This window comes from Janibacter sp. Y6 (assembly GCF_040900765.1).
Lineage (GTDB): Bacteria > Actinomycetota > Actinomycetes > Actinomycetales > Dermatophilaceae > Marihabitans > Marihabitans melonis.
Map to the genome: position 1 here is coordinate 880,931 of NZ_JAKLYZ010000001.1, position 14,643 is coordinate 895,573.

Sequence of the window (14,643 nt, forward strand, 5' to 3'; positions counted from 1 at the left end):
AGGGGTCTCGTGCGCTCAGCGCAGAAGCCGCTCGAGGGTGGCGGCCACGCCGTCGTCGTCGTTGCTCGCGACGCTCTCGTCGGCGAGCGCGGTAACCGCGGGGTGCGCGTTCGCCACGGCGAAGGCCCGTCCGGCGAAGCGCAGCATCGGCAGGTCGTTGGGCATGTCGCCGAAGGCCCACACGTCCTGTGCGTCGATCTCGAGCTCGGCGCACCAGGCCCGCAGCGCGCTCGCCTTCGTCACCCCGGGGGCGGACATCTCGGCGAGCCCGCCCGCTCCCGAGTAGCTGAGGACGAGCCGGTCGGCGACGACCTCACCGGCCGCGACGAGGAACTCGTCGTCGGTGAGGTGCGGGTTGCGGGCGAGCAGCTTGCCCGCGCGCTCGTCGCCGAGCTCCTCGATGCGGTGGGTGCACACGAGGTCCTCGGGGTGGTCGTGGATCGCGGCGAACATCCGCTCGGCCGCCAGACCGCCGGCCCGCTCCGCCGCGAAGCCCGTGCCCGGCAGCTCGCGCCGCAGGTCGGCGACGACCTCGGCGAGCAGCTCGGGCTCGATCGTGCGCTCGGCGAAGACCCGCTGCTCGGCGACGTCGTAGCGGAAGGCGCCGTTGCCGCACACCGCGATCCCCCGCACGCCGACGACGTGGGCGAGCTCGTCGAGCCACCGGGGCGGACGGGCGGTGACGAGCACGGTCTCGACTCCCGCCGCGGCCACCGCCCGCAGCGCCCGGACGGAGCGGTCGGAGACCGTCCCGTCCGAGCGCAGCAGGGTCCCGTCGAGGTCGGTGGCGACGAGGCGGGGTCGGCGGGTCACGTCAGCGGCGGGGTCGGGCCGAGGCTCAGGCCAGCCGGGTGAGCCAGCCGCGCGTGTCCTCGGCGCGGCCGTACTGGATGTCGAGCAGCCGCGAGCGGATCGACCGGGTGACCTCGCCGCCCCCTTCGCCCGCGGTCGAGGCGGCCGAGCCGCCGTCCCACCGCAGCTCGCCGACGGGCGTGATGACCGCGGCCGTGCCGCACGCGAAGATCTCGGTGATCTCGCCGGAGGCGACGCCGTCCTTCCACTCCTCGATGGTGATCCGGTCCTCCTCGGGCTCGAGGTCGAGGTCCTTGGCGAGGGTGAGGATCGAGTCGCGGGTGATGCCCTCGAGGATCGAGCCCGTGAGCGCCGGGGTGCGCAGGCGCCCGTCCGAGGTGACGAAGAAGAGGTTCATCCCCCCGAGCTCCTCGATGTACGTGTGGGTCGCGGAGTCGAGGAAGACCGCCTGGTCGCAGCCGTGGTCGATGCCCTCGAGCTGACCGGCGAGCGAGGAGGCGTAGTTGCCGCCGCACTTCGCCGAGCCGGTGCCGCCCTCGCCCGCACGGGCGTAGTGCTCGCTGACCCAGAGCTTGACCGGCGTGAGCCCACCGGTGAAGTACGCGCCGGCCGGGGAGGCGATGACCGAGTAGGTGACCTCGTGGGCGGGGCGCACGCCGAGGAAGGCCTCGGAGGCGTACATGAAGGGGCGCAGGTACAGGCTCGTCTCGCCGGTGCCGTAGGCCGGGACCCACGCCTCGTCGGTCTCGACGAGGGCGCGCAGCGAGCCGACGAAGTCCTCCTCGGACAGCGTCGGCAGCGCCAGGCGCTGGGCCGAGCGCGCCATGCGCGCGGCGTTGGCCTCGGGGCGGAAGGTCCACACGGACCCGTCCTCGTGGCGGTAGGCCTTCATCCCCTCGAAGACCTCCTGCGCGTAGTGCAGGACCGCGGCGGCCGGGCTCATCGCGATCGGGCCGAAGGGGTGGACGCGACCGTCGCGCCAGCCCCCGTCACGAGTCCACGTCGCCGTGACCATGTGGTCGGTGAAGTGGTTGCCGAAGCCGGGGTCGGCGAGGATCGCCTCGCGCTCGGCGTCGCTGCGGGGGGACGGGTGCTGCTCGTGGGTGTAGGACAGCGTCATCGGTGCTCCTGACGTGGGTGTGCGTCTGCTCTGGGCAGACTAGCGGCGGGGGGTGAGGGCGCCGCACCGACGTCGGGCGGAGCCCGGTCGACGAAGGGGGTGACGGGGCGCGGGCTAGAGACGAGCGGCGACGGCGTCGCCGATCTCGCTCGTGCTGCGTACTCGGTCGCCACGCTCGGCGAGGTCGGCCGCGACGGCCGCCTCGACCCGCGCGGCCTCGTCGGCGCGGCCGACGTGGGCGAGCAGGAGGGACGCGGAGAGGATCGCGGCGGTGGGGTCGGCCATGCCCTGGCCGGCGATGTCGGGCGCCGACCCGTGGACCGGCTCGAACATGCTCGGAGCGGCCCCGGTGGGGTTGATGTTGCCGCTCGCGGCGAGGCCGATGCCGCCGGCGACGGCCGCGGCGATGTCGGTGATGATGTCGCCGAAGAGGTTGTCGGTGACGATCACGTCGAAGCGGGCCGGGTCGGTCGCGAGGAAGATCGTCGCGGCGTCGACGTGCTGGTAGGCGGTCTCGACGTCGGGGAACTCGGCGCCGACCTCCTCGACCGCGCGACGCCAGAGGTGACCGGCGTGGGTGAGCACGTTGTGCTTGTGCACGAGGGTGAGGTGCTTGCGCGGGCGCGCCTGCGCGCGGGCAAAGGCGTCGCGCACGACCCGCTCGACGCCGAAGCGCGTGTTGACGCTCGTCTCGGTGGCGATCTCGTGGGGCGTGCCGACGCGCAGCGCGCCGCCGTTGCCGACGTACGGGCCCTCGGTGCCCTCACGGACGACGACGAAGTCGAGGCCCTTGCTCGTCACGTGGTCGGCGAGGGGGCTCGTCACGCCGGGGTAGAGCTTGGCCGGGCGCAGGTTGACGTAGTGGTCGAGCGCGAAGCGCAGCGGGAGCAGCACGCCGCGCTCGAGGACGCCGGAGGGGACGCTCGGGTCGCCGATGGCCCCGAGCAGGATCGCGTCGTGCCCGCGGATCTCCTCGACGACCGAGTCGGGGAGGGTCTCGCCGGTGGCGTGCCAGCGGGTCGCGCCGAGGTCGTAGTCGGTCGTGCTCGCGTCGACGCCGGTCGCCGAGAGCACCTTGAGCGCCTCCGCCACGACCTCCGGACCGATCCCGTCGCCCCCGATGACCGCGAGGTCGAGGGTGCCCGAGGAGGCCTGCGAAGGGGTGTCCACCTGCGTCTGCGTCATGCCCCCGAGGCTACGACGCAGTCCCGTGATGTGGACACCGTGTCCCACATAGCGGTCCAGCAAGAGCCGTGATGGTCGAGGTGCGAAGGCCGCCCAGGCCTGAGCCTCGAGACCACCCGCCCAGCGAAGGGGTGGGTCTCGAGGCTCGCTGGCGCTCGCACCTCGACCAGCGAACGGACGGAGCGCAGGCGCGGGAGGGTTCGCGGAGCATCAAGCGGACCGGACCGCAGCCGAGGGCGCGCAGCGCCCGAGGCGGAGGGAGGACCAAGGCTCCGCGGGCCCTGCTGCGCCGGAGCGGTGGGTGGTCTCGAGGCTCGCTGCTAGCACCTCGACCCGCGATCGGGGCGGGACGAGGTCAGTCGACGAGGCGGGCGGCGCCCTTGTCGGCGGACTGGGCGAACTTGGCGAAGATCTTCAGCGCCGGGGAGACGGGGCGGTCGCGGTCGACCGGGGTCCACCCCTTCGCGTCCTGCTCCTCGCGCCGGGCGGCGAGCTCCTCGTCGTCGACGAGCAGCTGGACCCGGCGGTTCGGGATGTCGAACTCGATGACGTCGCCGTCGCGGACCAGCCCGATGGCGCCGCCGGCAGCGGCCTCCGGCGAGACGTGGCCGACGGACAGGCCCGAGGAGCCCCCGGAGAAGCGACCGTCGGTGATGAGCGCGCACTTCGGTCCCAGGCCCACGCCCTTGAGGTACGAGGTCGGGTAGAGCATCTCCTGCATGCCCGGACCCCCCTTCGGCCCCTCGTAGCGCACGACGACGACGTCGCCGGCCTGCACGCCGCCGGAGAGGATCATCGACACCGCGTCCTCCTGGCTCTCGGCGACCCGCGCCGGTCCGGAGAAGCTCCACTGGTGCTCGGGCACGCCGGCGGTCTTGACGATGCACCCGTCGGGGGCGAGGTTGCCGTGGAGGACCGCCAGGCCCCCTTCGCTGGTGAAGGCGTGCTCGACGGAGCGGATGCACCCGCCCTCGCCGTCGGTGTCCAGGCTCGTCCACCGGTTCGTCGAGCTGAAGGCCTCGGTCGTGCGCACACCACCCGGAGCGGCGTGGAAGAGCTCGGTCGCCTTCGCCGTCGCGGCCCCGCTGCGGATGTCCCAGTCGGAGAGCCACTGCTCGAGCGAGGGTGAGTGGACCGCGCGGACCTCGGTCTCGAGCATCCCGCCGCGGTGCAGCTCGCCGAGGATGGCGCTCACGCCACCGGCGCGGTGCACGTCCTCCATGTAGTAGTCGGTGCTGTTCGGGGCGACCTTGACCAGGCACGGCGTGACCCGCGACAGCGCGTCGATGTCGTGCTGGTCGAAGTCGACGCCGGCCTCCTGCGCCGCGGCGAGCAGGTGCAGGATCGTGTTCGTCGAGCCGCCCATGGCGATGTCGAGCCGCATCGCGTTGGCGAAGGCGGGCTTGCCGGCGATCGAGCGCGGCAGGACCGACTCGTCGTCGCCGTCGTAGTAGTCGCGGCACAGGTCGACGACGAGCCGGCCGGCGTCGAGGAAGAGCTCGCGGCGGGCCGCGGAGGTCGCCAGGGTCGAGCCGTTGCCCGGCAGGGAGAGCCCGAGCGCCTCGGTGAGGCAGTTCATCGAGTTCGCGGTGAACATCCCCGAGCACGACCCGCACGTCGGGCAGGCGGACTGCTCGATCTGGGTGATCTCCTCGTCGGAGACCGTGTCGTCGACCGACTTGATCATCGCGTCGATGAGGTCCAGGCGCGTCGCGACCTCGCCGTCCTCGCCGATGACGGCCTTGCCGGCCTCCATCGGACCGCCCGAGACGAAGACCGTCGGGATGTTGAGACGCAGCGCGGCGAGGAGCATGCCGGGCGTGATCTTGTCGCAGTTGCTGATGCACACGAGGGCGTCGGCGCAGTGCGCGTTGACCATGTACTCGACGGAGTCGGCGATCACCTCACGGCTGGGCAGGCTGTAGAGCATGCCGGCGTGACCCATGGCGATGCCGTCGTCGACGGCGATGGTGTTGAACTCCTTGCCCACTCCCCCGGCCTCGGTGATGGCGCCGGCGACGAGCTGGCCCATGTCCTTGAGGTGGACGTGGCCGGGCACGAACTGGGTGAAGGAGTTGGCGATGGCGACGATCGGCTTGCCGAAGTCGCCCTCGCCCATGCCGGTCGCGCGCCACAGCGCGCGGGCTCCCGCCATGTTGCGGCCGTGGGTCGTGGTGCGGGATCGCAGCTGGGGCATGTCCTCAAACCTAGTTCTCGTCGTGCGGTGGGCGAAGGGGTGTCCCGTCGAGCGGGCGAAGGGGTGTCCCGTCGAGCGGGCGGAGACGGACGCAGCCGCCACGGGATCCGTGGCGGCTGCGTCGTCGCGAGGGGGGCAGGCTCAGTCGTCGCTGCCCTGGTCGCGGCGGTCCATGCTCTCCTGCAGCGCGCGGCGCGCCTGCGTGGCCTCGTCACTCATGACGTGCTCCTGACGGTGGTGCGTACGTGGGCGGCGACGGCGCGGTCCCCGGTGGGGGTGCGCGGACGTGGGATGTGCGGGGTCTCCGCCGGCCCGGTCACGTCGCCTGCGTCGAGGCTACGCCTGCGATGTCCACGTCGTGGACCCCATGTCCAGCAGGTGGACGTGACGGTCGTCTCTCGCGACGCGGTCAGCGAGCACGGCGGCGCAGCGCACGACCGGCGAGCATGACGGCCGCCACGACGACGACGGCTCCGAGGAGCCACCACGAACCCCGACCGAGCGCCGCCTCGATGACCGCGAACCCGATCGTCGTGTAGACCGTCGCCCACAGGGTCGCGCCGACGACGAGCGCCGGCGCGAAGCGGGACAGCGGCATGCGCATCGCCCCCGCGCTGAGGTTGATCGCGCTCTGCAGCCCGACGGTGAGGAAGCCCAGGCTCACGGCCGGCGGTCCGACCCGGCGCACGAGACGCTCGGCCCGCGCCATCGTCGGGCCCGGCCGGTCGGCGCCGGAGCGACGCGCAGCCGCCGAGCGGGCGCCCCGACCGATCGCGTAGGTGGCCGACCCGCGCACCAGGGCGGCGACGAGGAGGACGACGAAGGCCAGGCCCACGGGCCAGTCGCGCATCATCTCCTCCACCCGGCCACGGTACGTCGTGAGCTCGGGCATGCTGACGGGCATGCGCGTCGTCGTCACCGGGGGGCTCGGCGCCCTCGGCAGCCAGGTCGTCCACCACCTCGAGCAGGACGGCCACGAGACCGTCGTCGCCAGCCGGCGCACCGGCGTCGACCTCGAGGCCGGCACCGGTCTCGACTCCCTCCTCACGGGCGCGGACGCGGTGGTCCACACCGCCGACACGACGAGCCCGCGACGATGGCGCTCGATGACCGTCGGAGGCACGCGGGCGGTGCTCGACGCGGCCCGCCGGGCGGGCACCCCGCACGTCGTGACGATCTCGATCGTCGGCTGCGAGCGGGTGCCCTACCCGTACTACCGGGCCAAGCGCACGGCCGACGAGCTCGTCCTCGCCTCCGGCCTGCCCGCGACGGTCGTGCGGGCGACGCAGTTCCACCCCTTCGCCGCTCAGATCGGGCGCGCGCTGCGCCTCGGGCCGCTCGCGCTCGGCGTGCGCGGGATGCGGGTGCAACCCGTAGAGCTGTCGTGGGTCGGGCGGCGGATGGCGCAGCTGGCGACCGGGGAGGTCCCGGACGGCCCGCGGCCGGGCCCCGACCTCGCCGGTCCCGACGTGCTCGACCTCGGCGAGATCGAGCGGCTGCTCGCCGCGCACGACGGGCGACGTCCGCCCCGGCTCCTCGCGCTGCCGCCCCTCGGGGCGACGACGCGCGCCTTCGGGCCGCAGGGCGGCATCCTCGCCGGCCCCGACGCCGAGGTGGGCGGCACCCCCTTCGCGACCTGGCTCGCCGCGCAGCCCCGCTGACTCCCCCGTGACGCGCTACCGCCCCGTACCGGTCGTCATCGCGACCAGTACGGGGCGGTAGCCGGCGTCGTGGGCGGCGCCGAAGGGGGTCAGCGCGCAGCCGAGCCCTCGGTGTAGTCGTCGTCGCTCTGCTTCCACGCGAAGTGGGCGCGCAGGTCCTTGCCGGTCGCCTCGATGGGGTGACCGGCCTCCTGCTCGCGCAGCCGGGCGAACTCGACGGCGCCCTTGTCCTGGTCGTCGATGAAGCGCTGGGCGAAGGTGCCGTCCTGGATGTCGGCGAGGATGCCGCGCATCGACTCCTTGACCCGGTCGTCGACGACGCGCGGGCCCGAGACGTAGTCGCCGTACTCGGCCGTGTCGGAGATCGACCAGCGCTGCTTGGCGATGCCGCCCTCCCACATGAGGTCGACGATGAGCTTGAGCTCGTGGAGCACCTCGAAGTAGGCGATCTCCGGCTGGTAGCCCGCCTCGGTGAGGGTCTCGAAGCCGGCCTGCACGAGGTGGCTCATGCCACCGCAGAGGACGGCCTGCTCGCCGAAGAGGTCGGTCTCGGTCTCCTCGGTGAAGGTCGTCTTGATGACGCCGGCGCGGGTGCCGCCGATGCCCTTCGCGTAGGACTTCGCGAGGTCCCAGGCGCCGCCCGAGGCGTCCTGCTCGACGGCGATGATGTCGGGGATGCCGCGGCCGGCGACGTACTCACGACGCACGGTGTGACCCGGCGCCTTGGGCGCGACGAGGATGACGTCGACCCCCTTCGGCGGCTGGATGTAGCCGAAGCGGATGTTGAAGCCGTGGCCGAAGACGAGGGCGTCGCCCTCCGTCAGGCCCGGCTCGATGTCCTGCGCGTAGACGTGGCGCTGCACCTGGTCGGGGGTGAGGATGACGATGACGTCGGCCTCCTCCACCGCCTCGGCCGGGGTGACGACCCGCAGGCCCTCGTCCTGCGCCTTGGCGCGGCTCTTGCTGCCCTCCTGGAGGCCGACGCGGACGTCGACGCCGGAGTCGCGCAGGTTGAGCGCGTGGGCGTGGCCCTGAGAGCCGTAGCCGATGACGGCCACCTTGCGCCCCTGGATGATCGACAGGTCCGCGTCGTCGTCGTAGTACATCTCGGCCATTGGTGGGCCTCTCCTTCAGCTTCGGTGTGGTTCGGTCTGGGGGTGCGGGTGACGGGTGGGGACCGTCACCCGAGGGTCAGTGCCGCCCGCCGCGGTCGGTGATCGAGCGTCCGCCACGGCCGATGGCGACCATGCCGGACTTGACGATCTCCTTGACGCCGTACGGGTCGAGGATCTCGAGCATCGCGCGGTGCTTCTCGGCGTTGCCCGTCGACTCGATGGTCAGGGCGTCGGCGGTGACGTCGAGGATGCGCGCCTTGAAGAGCTGGGTGGTCTCGAGGATCGCGCTGCGGCTGCTCGCGTCCGCGCGGACCTTGACGAGGAGCAGCTCGCGGTCGACGGAGGCGAGCGGGTCGAGCTCGACGACCTTGAGCACCTCGACGAGCTTGTTGAGCTGCTTGGTCACCTGCTCCAGCGGCAGCTGCTCGACCTCGACGACGACGGTCATCCGCGACACGTCGGGCTGCTCGGTCGGACCGACGGCGAGGCTGTCGATGTTGAAGCCGCGCCGCGAGAAGAGCGCGGAGATGCGGGCGAGGACGCCGGGCTTGTCCTGGACGAGGACCGACAGGGTGTGCTTGCTGCTCATGCTCGGCTCCTCACGCGTCCTGGTCGGCGGCGGTCTGGCTGCTGTGGTCGGCGTCGGTCGACTGCTCGACGGCGTCGGAGTCCTCGCGGTCCCACTGGGGCGCGGCATCACGGGCGATCTGGATCGCGTCGTTGCTCACCCCGGCGGGCACCATCGGCCACACCATCGCGTCGCGCTCGACGACGAAGTCGACGACGACCGGGCGGTCGTTGATCGCCATCGCCTGGCGGATCGTCTCCTCGACGTCCTCGGGTCGCTCGCAGCGCAGCCCGACGCAGCCGTAGGCGTCGGCGAGCTTGACGAAGTCGGGGACCCGGCTGCCGACCGAGGTGTGCAGGTCGGTGTTGGAGTAGCGCTTGTCGTAGAAGAGCGACTGCCACTGCCGGACCATGCCCAGGCTCGAGTTGTTGATGATCGCGACCTTGATCGGGATGTCGTTGATGACGCAGGTCGCGAGCTCCTGGTTGGTCATCTGGAAGCAGCCGTCGCCGTCGATCGCCCACACGACACGGTCGGGCTGGCCGACCTTCGCGCCCATGGCGGCCGGCACGGAGTAGCCCATCGTCCCGGCGCCGCCGGAGTTGAGCCAGCTGCCGGGGCGCTCGTAGTCGATGAACTGAGCGGCCCACATCTGGTGCTGGCCCACGCCCGCGGCGTAGACGGCCTCGGGGCCGGCGATGCGCCCGATCGTCTCGATGACGAGCTGGGGGGCGAGGGCGCCCGGGTCCTCGCTCGGGGTGTAGCCGACGGGGTAGCTGCGCGCCCAGCCCTGGGTGCGGCGCACCCAGCCCGACAGGTCGGGGCGGGGGGCCTCGGAGGCGGCGACGGCGGCGGTGAGCTCGGCGATGATCGCCTTCGCGTCACCGACGATCGGCACGTCGGCGATCCGGTTCTTGCCGATCTCGGCCGGGTCGATGTCGGCGTGGATGACCTTCGCGTCCGGGGCGAAGGAGCTCAGCTGGCCGGTGACCCGGTCGTCGAAGCGGGCGCCGAGGGTGATGAGCAGGTCGGCGCGCTGGAGCGCGGTCACCGCGGCGACCGACCCGTGCATGCCCGGCATGCCGAGGTGCAGCGGGTGCTGGTCGGGGAAGGCGCCGCGCGCCATGAGGGTCGTGACGACGGGGATGCCGGTCGCCTCGACGAGCGCGGCGAGCTCCTCGTGGGCCCCGGCGCGGATGACGCCGCCACCGACGTAGAGCACGGGCTGGCGGCTGGCCGCGATGAGCTTGGCCGCCTCGCGGATCTGCTTCGCGTGCGGCTTGGTCACCGGGTGGTAGCCGGGCAGGTCGACCTGCGGGGGCCAGGCGAAGGTGGTGCGGGCCTGCAGGGCGTCCTTGGCGATGTCGACGAGGACCGGGCCGGGTCGGCCGGTGCTCGCGACGTGGAAGGCCTCGGCGATGACGCGCGGGATCTCCGCGGCGTCGGTCACGAGGTAGTTGTGCTTGGTGATCGGCATGGTGATGCCGCGGATGTCAGCCTCCTGGAAGGCGTCCGTCCCGATCGCGGCCGAGGCCACCTGACCGGTGATGGCGACCATCGGCACGGAGTCCATGTAGGCGTCGGCGATGGCCGTGACGAGGTTCGTCGCGCCCGGGCCGGAGGTGGCCATGCACACGCCGACCTTGCCGGTCGCGGTGGCGTAGCCCTCGGCGGCGTGGCCGGCGCCCTGCTCGTGGCGCACGAGGATGTGACGGACCTTCACCGAGTCCATGAGCGGGTCGTAGGCCGGGAGGATCGCACCGCCGGGGATGCCGAAGACGACCTCCGCACCTACCGACTCGAGCGAGAGCACGAGGCTCTGGGCGCCCGTCACCGGGACGGGGGCAGGGGGGTGCGCGGCCTGCGCCTGACGAGCGATGCTCGCCGGGCTGGGTGCAGGCGGCGTCGACGACTGGGTCGCGCTGTCGCTCACGGCTTGGCTCCACTTCTCGTGTCGGTCCGGACCATCATCCGCCCCATGAAAAAACCCTCCAGTCCTGGGGCGAGGACATGAAGGGCGCGCGCTGCGGTCGAGCGAGTCGCTCAGGCAGCGCGCCGGTCAAGTACGAGGGTGATGGCCACGGGAGCACTGTCCTCCCGGCCTCGCCGCGGTGTCAAACTTCGAGACAGAGGGGACCACATCGTGGACAAGTGGAGGTGAAGGGGGACCGATAACCGGGTGACAGGGGCGGGCGGGTGCGCGAGCCTTCGGGGATGGACGCCTCACCCACCCTCGACATCGCCCTGCCCGAGGGCCTCGCCGCCCGCCCCTTCACCGCGGCGGACGTCTCCCCCTTCGTCACGCTCGTCCGGGCGACCGAGGCGCTCGACGCCGGCGAGGCGCTCATCGAGGACGCGGACGTCTCGGCCGAGTGGCGCGGGCCGAGCCTCGACCTCGCGCGCCGCTCGATCGGGGTCTACCGCGGCGAGACGCTCGTCGCCGGGGGCTTCCTGCGGCCGAGCGACACCGGCCTGCTCGCCGTGCACCCCGACCACCGCGGTCAGGGCATCGGGACCGCCCTGCTCGCCTGGGCCCGTCGCACGGTGGCGCGCGACGGCGGCACCACCCACGGGCAGAGCGTGCCCGTGGGCAGCACCGCCGAGGAGCTCCTCGTCGACGCGGGCGGGCGGGCGACCTACGACGCGTGGATCCTCGAGCTGCCCGCCGACAGCCCGGTGCCCACGGGGGTGCCGAGCGGCTACGAGCTCGGGCTGGCCCGGGCCGAGGAGCTGCCCGACGTGCACCGGGTCGTCGAGACCGCCTTCGGCGAGTGGGAGGGGCGCCGGCCGGTCGGCTACGAGGACTGGCGCGCCTTCTTCGTCGAGCGCGACGACGCCGCGCCGTGGCACCTGCAGGTGGCGCGCGACGGGTCCGGCCAGGTGGTCGGCGTCGCGATCGTCACGGGGGCCGAGGGCGACGTCGCCTTCGTCCACGAGCTCGCCGTCGACCGCGAGCACCGCGGGCGCGGTCTCGGCGCGGCGCTGCTCGGGGTGGCCTACGCCGCCGGCCGTGAGCGCGGGCTCCCCGTCGGCCAGCTGTCGACCGACTCGCGCACCGGGGCGCTCGGCCTCTACGAGCACATCGGGATGCACGTCACCTCGACGTGGCGTCACCTCGAGCTCGACGCCGGCTGACCCGCCACGCGCAGCAGCGGCGGCCGACCGTGAGGTCGACCGCCGCTGCTCGTCAGGTCACGCAGACCGTCGCGTCGATGCGTTGCTCAGTAGTAGCGCGTCGTGCACAGGTAGATGCGGGTCTTGACCGTGCCGGCCGAGGAGCTGCCCTGGGCCTGGCGCTGGGCCTCGCGGACGGCAGGCCACTTCGCGAAGTCCGTGCCGTAGCCGTAGCGGACCGGACGGTTCTTGCTGTCGTACTTCACCGCGACGGCGGCGCAGCCGTTGCGGACGGCGACGATGTTCTTGCAGTAGCCGTCGTTGCTCGAGTACTGCGTGTTCTTCTTGCAGCGGTTGAGCGCGTACTGCTTCGCCAGGGTCGAGCTGCCGTAGTCGTTGATGTAGCCGACGTCGAGCGTGCGGGTGTTCATCGCGATCGCGCCGTAGTAGACGCGGCGGCTCTCGTCGCTCGGCGCCGAGGTGGAGGGCAGGGCGGTCGCGGCGGTCAGGCCCACGGCGGCGAGGGCGACAGCAGCGCCCCGGATCATCGTCTTCATGTTCACTTTCTTCCCCTGTGACGTGGTGCGGCCGGTCGCCGCACACGGAGGCTATCGGCTGGGGGGCCCGGCGACGACGGGGAGCACTCCCCGCTCGTCACGGGGTGCGGAAGTCCTCGAGCGAGGCCGCGCCGAAGCTGAGGTCGCTCCACTGCCCCTGGTAGCGCAGCACCGCCGCAGCACCGGGAGGGAAGCCGAGCGAGAGCGCCTCGTGCGCCGCGTCGGCGCCCTCGCCGTCGGCGAGCAGGCTCACCGCGGCCGGCACGGTCGGCGCGTGACCGACGACGAGGACGAGCTCGGCGTCGGGTGTCGACTCGCGCAGCACCTGCAGCACGTCGTCGACCTCACCCTCGTAGAGCCGCCGCTCGACCTGCACCTCGGCCTCGGCGCAGCCGCCGCAGGCGATCGCCTCGACGGTCTGCCGGGCGCGGGCGGCCGGCGAGGTGATGACCTCGTCGCACCCCATGCCGTGCGCCCGCAGCCAGCGCCCGAAGTCCTCGGCGCGCTCCTGCCCCTGCTCCGTGAGGGCCCGCTCGGCGTCCTGGCCTCCTGGCGGGGCAGCGGCCGCCTCGGCGTGACGCACCAGCACGATCGTCTTGGACTCCGCTGCCCGTGTCATGGCGCTAGTCAACTCTCATCGGGGCCTGCTCGCCAGGGTCAGCCGTGCCCCACGACGTTGATCGGGTCCTCACCGGCGCCGAGAGCGCGCAGCTGCTCGCGCAGCAGACGCACCCCGCGGGGCCGGAAGGCGGTGCTCATCCCGCCGACGTGCGGCGTGACGAGCACGCCCGGCGCGGACCACAGCGGGTGGTCGGCGGGCAGCGGCTCCGGGTCGGTGACGTCGAGCGCGAAGGAGATCCTCCCCGCCTGGCGCAGCACCGCGCCGGTGTCGAGGACGGGCCCGCGGGCGACGTTGACGACGAGGGCGCCGTCGGGCAGCGCGCCGAGCAGCTCGTCACCGAGCAGGCCCGCCGTGGCGTCGGTCAGCGGCACGATGACGACGACGACGTCGTGCTTCGGCAGCAGCTCGGGCAGCTCGTCGACGCCGTGCACGCTGTCGACGAGCTCGTCGCCGGCGCGGGCCCGGGAGGCCACCGCGGTGACCGAGACCTCGAAGGGGACGAGCCGCCGGGTGATCGCACGGCCGATCGAGCCGTAGCCGAGGAGCAGGACCCGGCTGTCGGCGAGCGAGCGGCGCTCGCGGCGGTGGGCGGTCCAGCTGCCGCTCGTCATGTCGCGGGCCGCGTCGTCGATGCCGCGCAGGGAGGCCAGGGCCAGACCCACGGCCAGCTCCGCGGTCGAGTCGTCGTGGACCCCCGCGCCGTTGGCGAGCGCCACCCCCTTCGGCAGGACGGGCAGGACGTCCTCGTACCCGGCGGAGAAGAGCTGGACGAGACGCACCGACGGCTTCTGCGCGACCGGCTCGACGCTGCGCGCGCCGCCCATGTACGGCGCGACGAAGACCTCGACGTCCTCGTCGGGCACCGGGCCCTCCGGGTCCCAGACGACGGGCGTGATCCCGTCGACCGGGCCGACGTCGTCGAGCCAGGACTGGTCGGGGAAGGAGACGGTCACCATGGCGGCGAGTCTAGGTTGAGTACTTCTGCTCATGGACAGCGCGGGCCTGTGGTGGGTCCCTATGAGGACGGCGCTGGAGCCGTCGGCGCCGACGAGCACGAGAGCAGGGACCCATCATGCACCGACAGCGTCATCTCGCCCGCTCCGCGGCCGTCCTCGCAGGGGCGGCCCTCCTCGCCGCGGCGAGCGCCGTGCCGAGCAGCGCCGCCCCGGACCCGCGGGGCGCCGGGCGCGACATCACCCCGACGACCGACCACCGCTACGCGACGAGCTGGGTCGTGCTCGGCGGGGGCTTCCAGAACGAGTTCGGCCCGCCGATCCGGGGCAACCGGCACCAGGTCAAGCTGACGACGGACAACGGCGTCGTCAGCGGGTCGATGCGCTCCTACTACTGCCCGGCCGGCGCGAGCGTCAGCCCGACGTGGGCGTCGTCGCGGTGCGTGCACCGTCAGACGATGACCTTCGAGAACTTCGAGCGGCAGAAGGTCGGCCGGGTCAGCTCTACCGGCCTCTCTGCGAAGCAAGAGGGCCTCATCGTCGGGCGCCGCGGCACCGATCGCTGGCCGATCGAGCCGGACTTCACCCTCTACGCCAGCGGACCGGTGACCGACGACGGCGACGGGACCTTCTACTCCTTCTGGCGCGAGGCGACGGTCTCCGGCTCCTTGTCCGGCCGCCCGATCCTCACGGGCGCGAAGCAGGAGGGTTACATCGGCGGCTACGGACCGGCCTGAC

14 protein-coding genes are annotated in these 14,643 nt (G+C 72.8%); 3 read left to right on the forward strand and 11 right to left on the reverse strand.

All coding sequences use genetic code 11. The annotated features are described in order from the left end of the window. Positions 1 to 15: 15 nt before the first annotated feature. The 5 genes from L6241_RS04075 to L6241_RS04095 form a co-directional block, all read right to left on the reverse strand. Complete coding sequence (locus tag L6241_RS04075; protein ID WP_123093308.1) at positions 16 to 813, reverse strand: HAD family hydrolase; 798 nt, start codon at positions 811 to 813, stop codon at positions 16 to 18. A 25-nt stretch (positions 814 to 838) separates the two neighbouring features. Then, positions 839 to 1,933 carry a branched-chain amino acid aminotransferase gene (locus L6241_RS04080; protein WP_368244976.1) on the reverse strand — a complete coding sequence of 365 codons (1,095 nt, stop codon included), beginning with the start codon at positions 1,931 to 1,933 and terminating at the stop codon, positions 839 to 841. 114 nt (positions 1,934 to 2,047) lie between these two features. Next, positions 2,048 to 3,118 carry a 3-isopropylmalate dehydrogenase gene (locus tag L6241_RS04085; protein ID WP_368244977.1) on the reverse strand — a complete coding sequence of 357 codons (1,071 nt, stop codon included), beginning with the start codon at positions 3,116 to 3,118 and terminating at the stop codon, positions 2,048 to 2,050. 355 nt (positions 3,119 to 3,473) lie between these two features. Beyond that, a complete protein-coding gene (gene ilvD / locus L6241_RS04090; RefSeq protein WP_191564461.1) occupies positions 3,474 to 5,315 on the reverse strand; it encodes a dihydroxy-acid dehydratase in 1,842 nt (613 codons plus the stop codon). Positions 5,316 to 5,724: 409 nt separating this feature from the next. Further along, positions 5,725 to 6,219 carry a DedA family protein gene (locus L6241_RS04095; RefSeq protein ID WP_368244978.1) on the reverse strand — a complete coding sequence of 165 codons (495 nt, stop codon included), beginning with the start codon at positions 6,217 to 6,219 and terminating at the stop codon, positions 5,725 to 5,727. On the opposite strand from L6241_RS04095, the gene L6241_RS04100 reads away from it, so the two are divergent. After that, positions 6,218 to 6,976 carry an SDR family oxidoreductase gene (locus L6241_RS04100; RefSeq protein ID WP_368244980.1) on the forward strand — a complete coding sequence of 253 codons (759 nt, stop codon included), beginning with the start codon at positions 6,218 to 6,220 and terminating at the stop codon, positions 6,974 to 6,976. The genes L6241_RS04095 and L6241_RS04100 overlap by 2 nt on opposite strands. Positions 6,977 to 7,065: 89 nt before the next feature. Here L6241_RS04100 and ilvC read toward each other — a convergent pair whose 3' ends face one another. The 3 genes from ilvC to L6241_RS04115 all read right to left on the reverse strand — a co-directional run bounded on the left by ilvC (position 7,066) and on the right by L6241_RS04115 (position 10,538). After that, positions 7,066 to 8,091, reverse strand: a complete 1,026-nt coding sequence (gene ilvC, locus L6241_RS04105; RefSeq protein WP_368244981.1) for a ketol-acid reductoisomerase — start codon at positions 8,089 to 8,091, stop codon at positions 7,066 to 7,068. 76 nt (positions 8,092 to 8,167) lie between these two features. Beyond that, on the reverse strand, positions 8,168 to 8,680 hold the full coding sequence (ilvN, locus tag L6241_RS04110) for an acetolactate synthase small subunit (RefSeq protein WP_068274490.1): 513 nt from the start codon (positions 8,678 to 8,680) through the stop codon (positions 8,168 to 8,170). 10 nt (positions 8,681 to 8,690) lie between these two features. Further along, positions 8,691 to 10,538 (reverse strand): acetolactate synthase large subunit, encoded by a 1,848-nt coding sequence (locus L6241_RS04115; protein ID WP_368245146.1) that lies wholly within the window; start codon positions 10,536 to 10,538, stop codon positions 8,691 to 8,693. Positions 10,539 to 10,873: 335 nt separating this feature from the next. On the opposite strand from L6241_RS04115, the gene L6241_RS04120 reads away from it, so the two are divergent. Continuing rightward, positions 10,874 to 11,794, forward strand: a complete 921-nt coding sequence (locus L6241_RS04120) for a GNAT family N-acetyltransferase (protein ID WP_123093315.1) — start codon at positions 10,874 to 10,876, stop codon at positions 11,792 to 11,794. A gap of 86 nt (positions 11,795 to 11,880) precedes the next feature. Here the strand turns inward: L6241_RS04120 and L6241_RS04125 are convergent, their stop codons facing one another. From L6241_RS04125 to L6241_RS04135, 3 genes are all read right to left on the reverse strand, one after another. After that, positions 11,881 to 12,330 (reverse strand): DUF4189 domain-containing protein, encoded by a 450-nt coding sequence (locus L6241_RS04125; protein ID WP_123093316.1) that lies wholly within the window; start codon positions 12,328 to 12,330, stop codon positions 11,881 to 11,883. A 97-nt stretch (positions 12,331 to 12,427) separates the two neighbouring features. Then, on the reverse strand, positions 12,428 to 12,949 hold the full coding sequence (locus L6241_RS04130; RefSeq protein ID WP_123093317.1) for a histidine phosphatase family protein: 522 nt from the start codon (positions 12,947 to 12,949) through the stop codon (positions 12,428 to 12,430). 38 nt (positions 12,950 to 12,987) lie between these two features. Next, entirely contained in the window at positions 12,988 to 13,908 is a 921-nt protein-coding gene (locus L6241_RS04135) for a 2-hydroxyacid dehydrogenase (RefSeq protein ID WP_368244983.1), read from the reverse strand. A gap of 116 nt (positions 13,909 to 14,024) precedes the next feature. Here L6241_RS04135 and L6241_RS04140 point away from each other — a divergent pair, with 116 nt between their 5' ends. Continuing rightward, positions 14,025 to 14,642 carry a hypothetical protein gene (locus L6241_RS04140; protein WP_123093319.1) on the forward strand — a complete coding sequence of 206 codons (618 nt, stop codon included), beginning with the start codon at positions 14,025 to 14,027 and terminating at the stop codon, positions 14,640 to 14,642. Position 14,643 lies beyond the last annotated feature (1 nt).

Excerpts from the sequence above, each read along its gene's own strand:
- L6241_RS04080 (WP_368244976.1), bottom strand. The coding sequence starts at position 1,933 with ATGACGCTGTCCTACACCCACGAGCAGCACCCGTCCCCCCGCAGCGAC.
- L6241_RS04085 (WP_368244977.1), bottom strand. The coding sequence starts at position 3,118 with ATGACGCAGACGCAGGTGGACACCCCTTCGCAGGCCTCCTCGGGCACC.
- ilvD (WP_191564461.1), bottom strand. The coding sequence starts at position 5,315 with ATGCCCCAGCTGCGATCCCGCACCACGACCCACGGCCGCAACATGGCG.
- L6241_RS04100 (WP_368244980.1), top strand. The coding sequence starts at position 6,218 with ATGCGCGTCGTCGTCACCGGGGGGCTCGGCGCCCTCGGCAGCCAGGTC.
- L6241_RS04095 (WP_368244978.1), bottom strand. The coding sequence starts at position 6,219 with ATGCCCGTCAGCATGCCCGAGCTCACGACGTACCGTGGCCGGGTGGAG.
- ilvC (WP_368244981.1), bottom strand. The coding sequence starts at position 8,091 with ATGGCCGAGATGTACTACGACGACGACGCGGACCTGTCGATCATCCAG.
- ilvN (WP_068274490.1), bottom strand. The coding sequence starts at position 8,680 with ATGAGCAGCAAGCACACCCTGTCGGTCCTCGTCCAGGACAAGCCCGGC.
- L6241_RS04120 (WP_123093315.1), top strand. The coding sequence starts at position 10,874 with ATGGACGCCTCACCCACCCTCGACATCGCCCTGCCCGAGGGCCTCGCC.
- L6241_RS04125 (WP_123093316.1), bottom strand. The coding sequence starts at position 12,330 with ATGAAGACGATGATCCGGGGCGCTGCTGTCGCCCTCGCCGCCGTGGGC.
- L6241_RS04130 (WP_123093317.1), bottom strand. The coding sequence starts at position 12,949 with ATGACACGGGCAGCGGAGTCCAAGACGATCGTGCTGGTGCGTCACGCC.
- L6241_RS04135 (WP_368244983.1), bottom strand. The coding sequence starts at position 13,908 with ATGGTGACCGTCTCCTTCCCCGACCAGTCCTGGCTCGACGACGTCGGC.
- L6241_RS04140 (WP_123093319.1), top strand. The coding sequence starts at position 14,025 with ATGCACCGACAGCGTCATCTCGCCCGCTCCGCGGCCGTCCTCGCAGGG.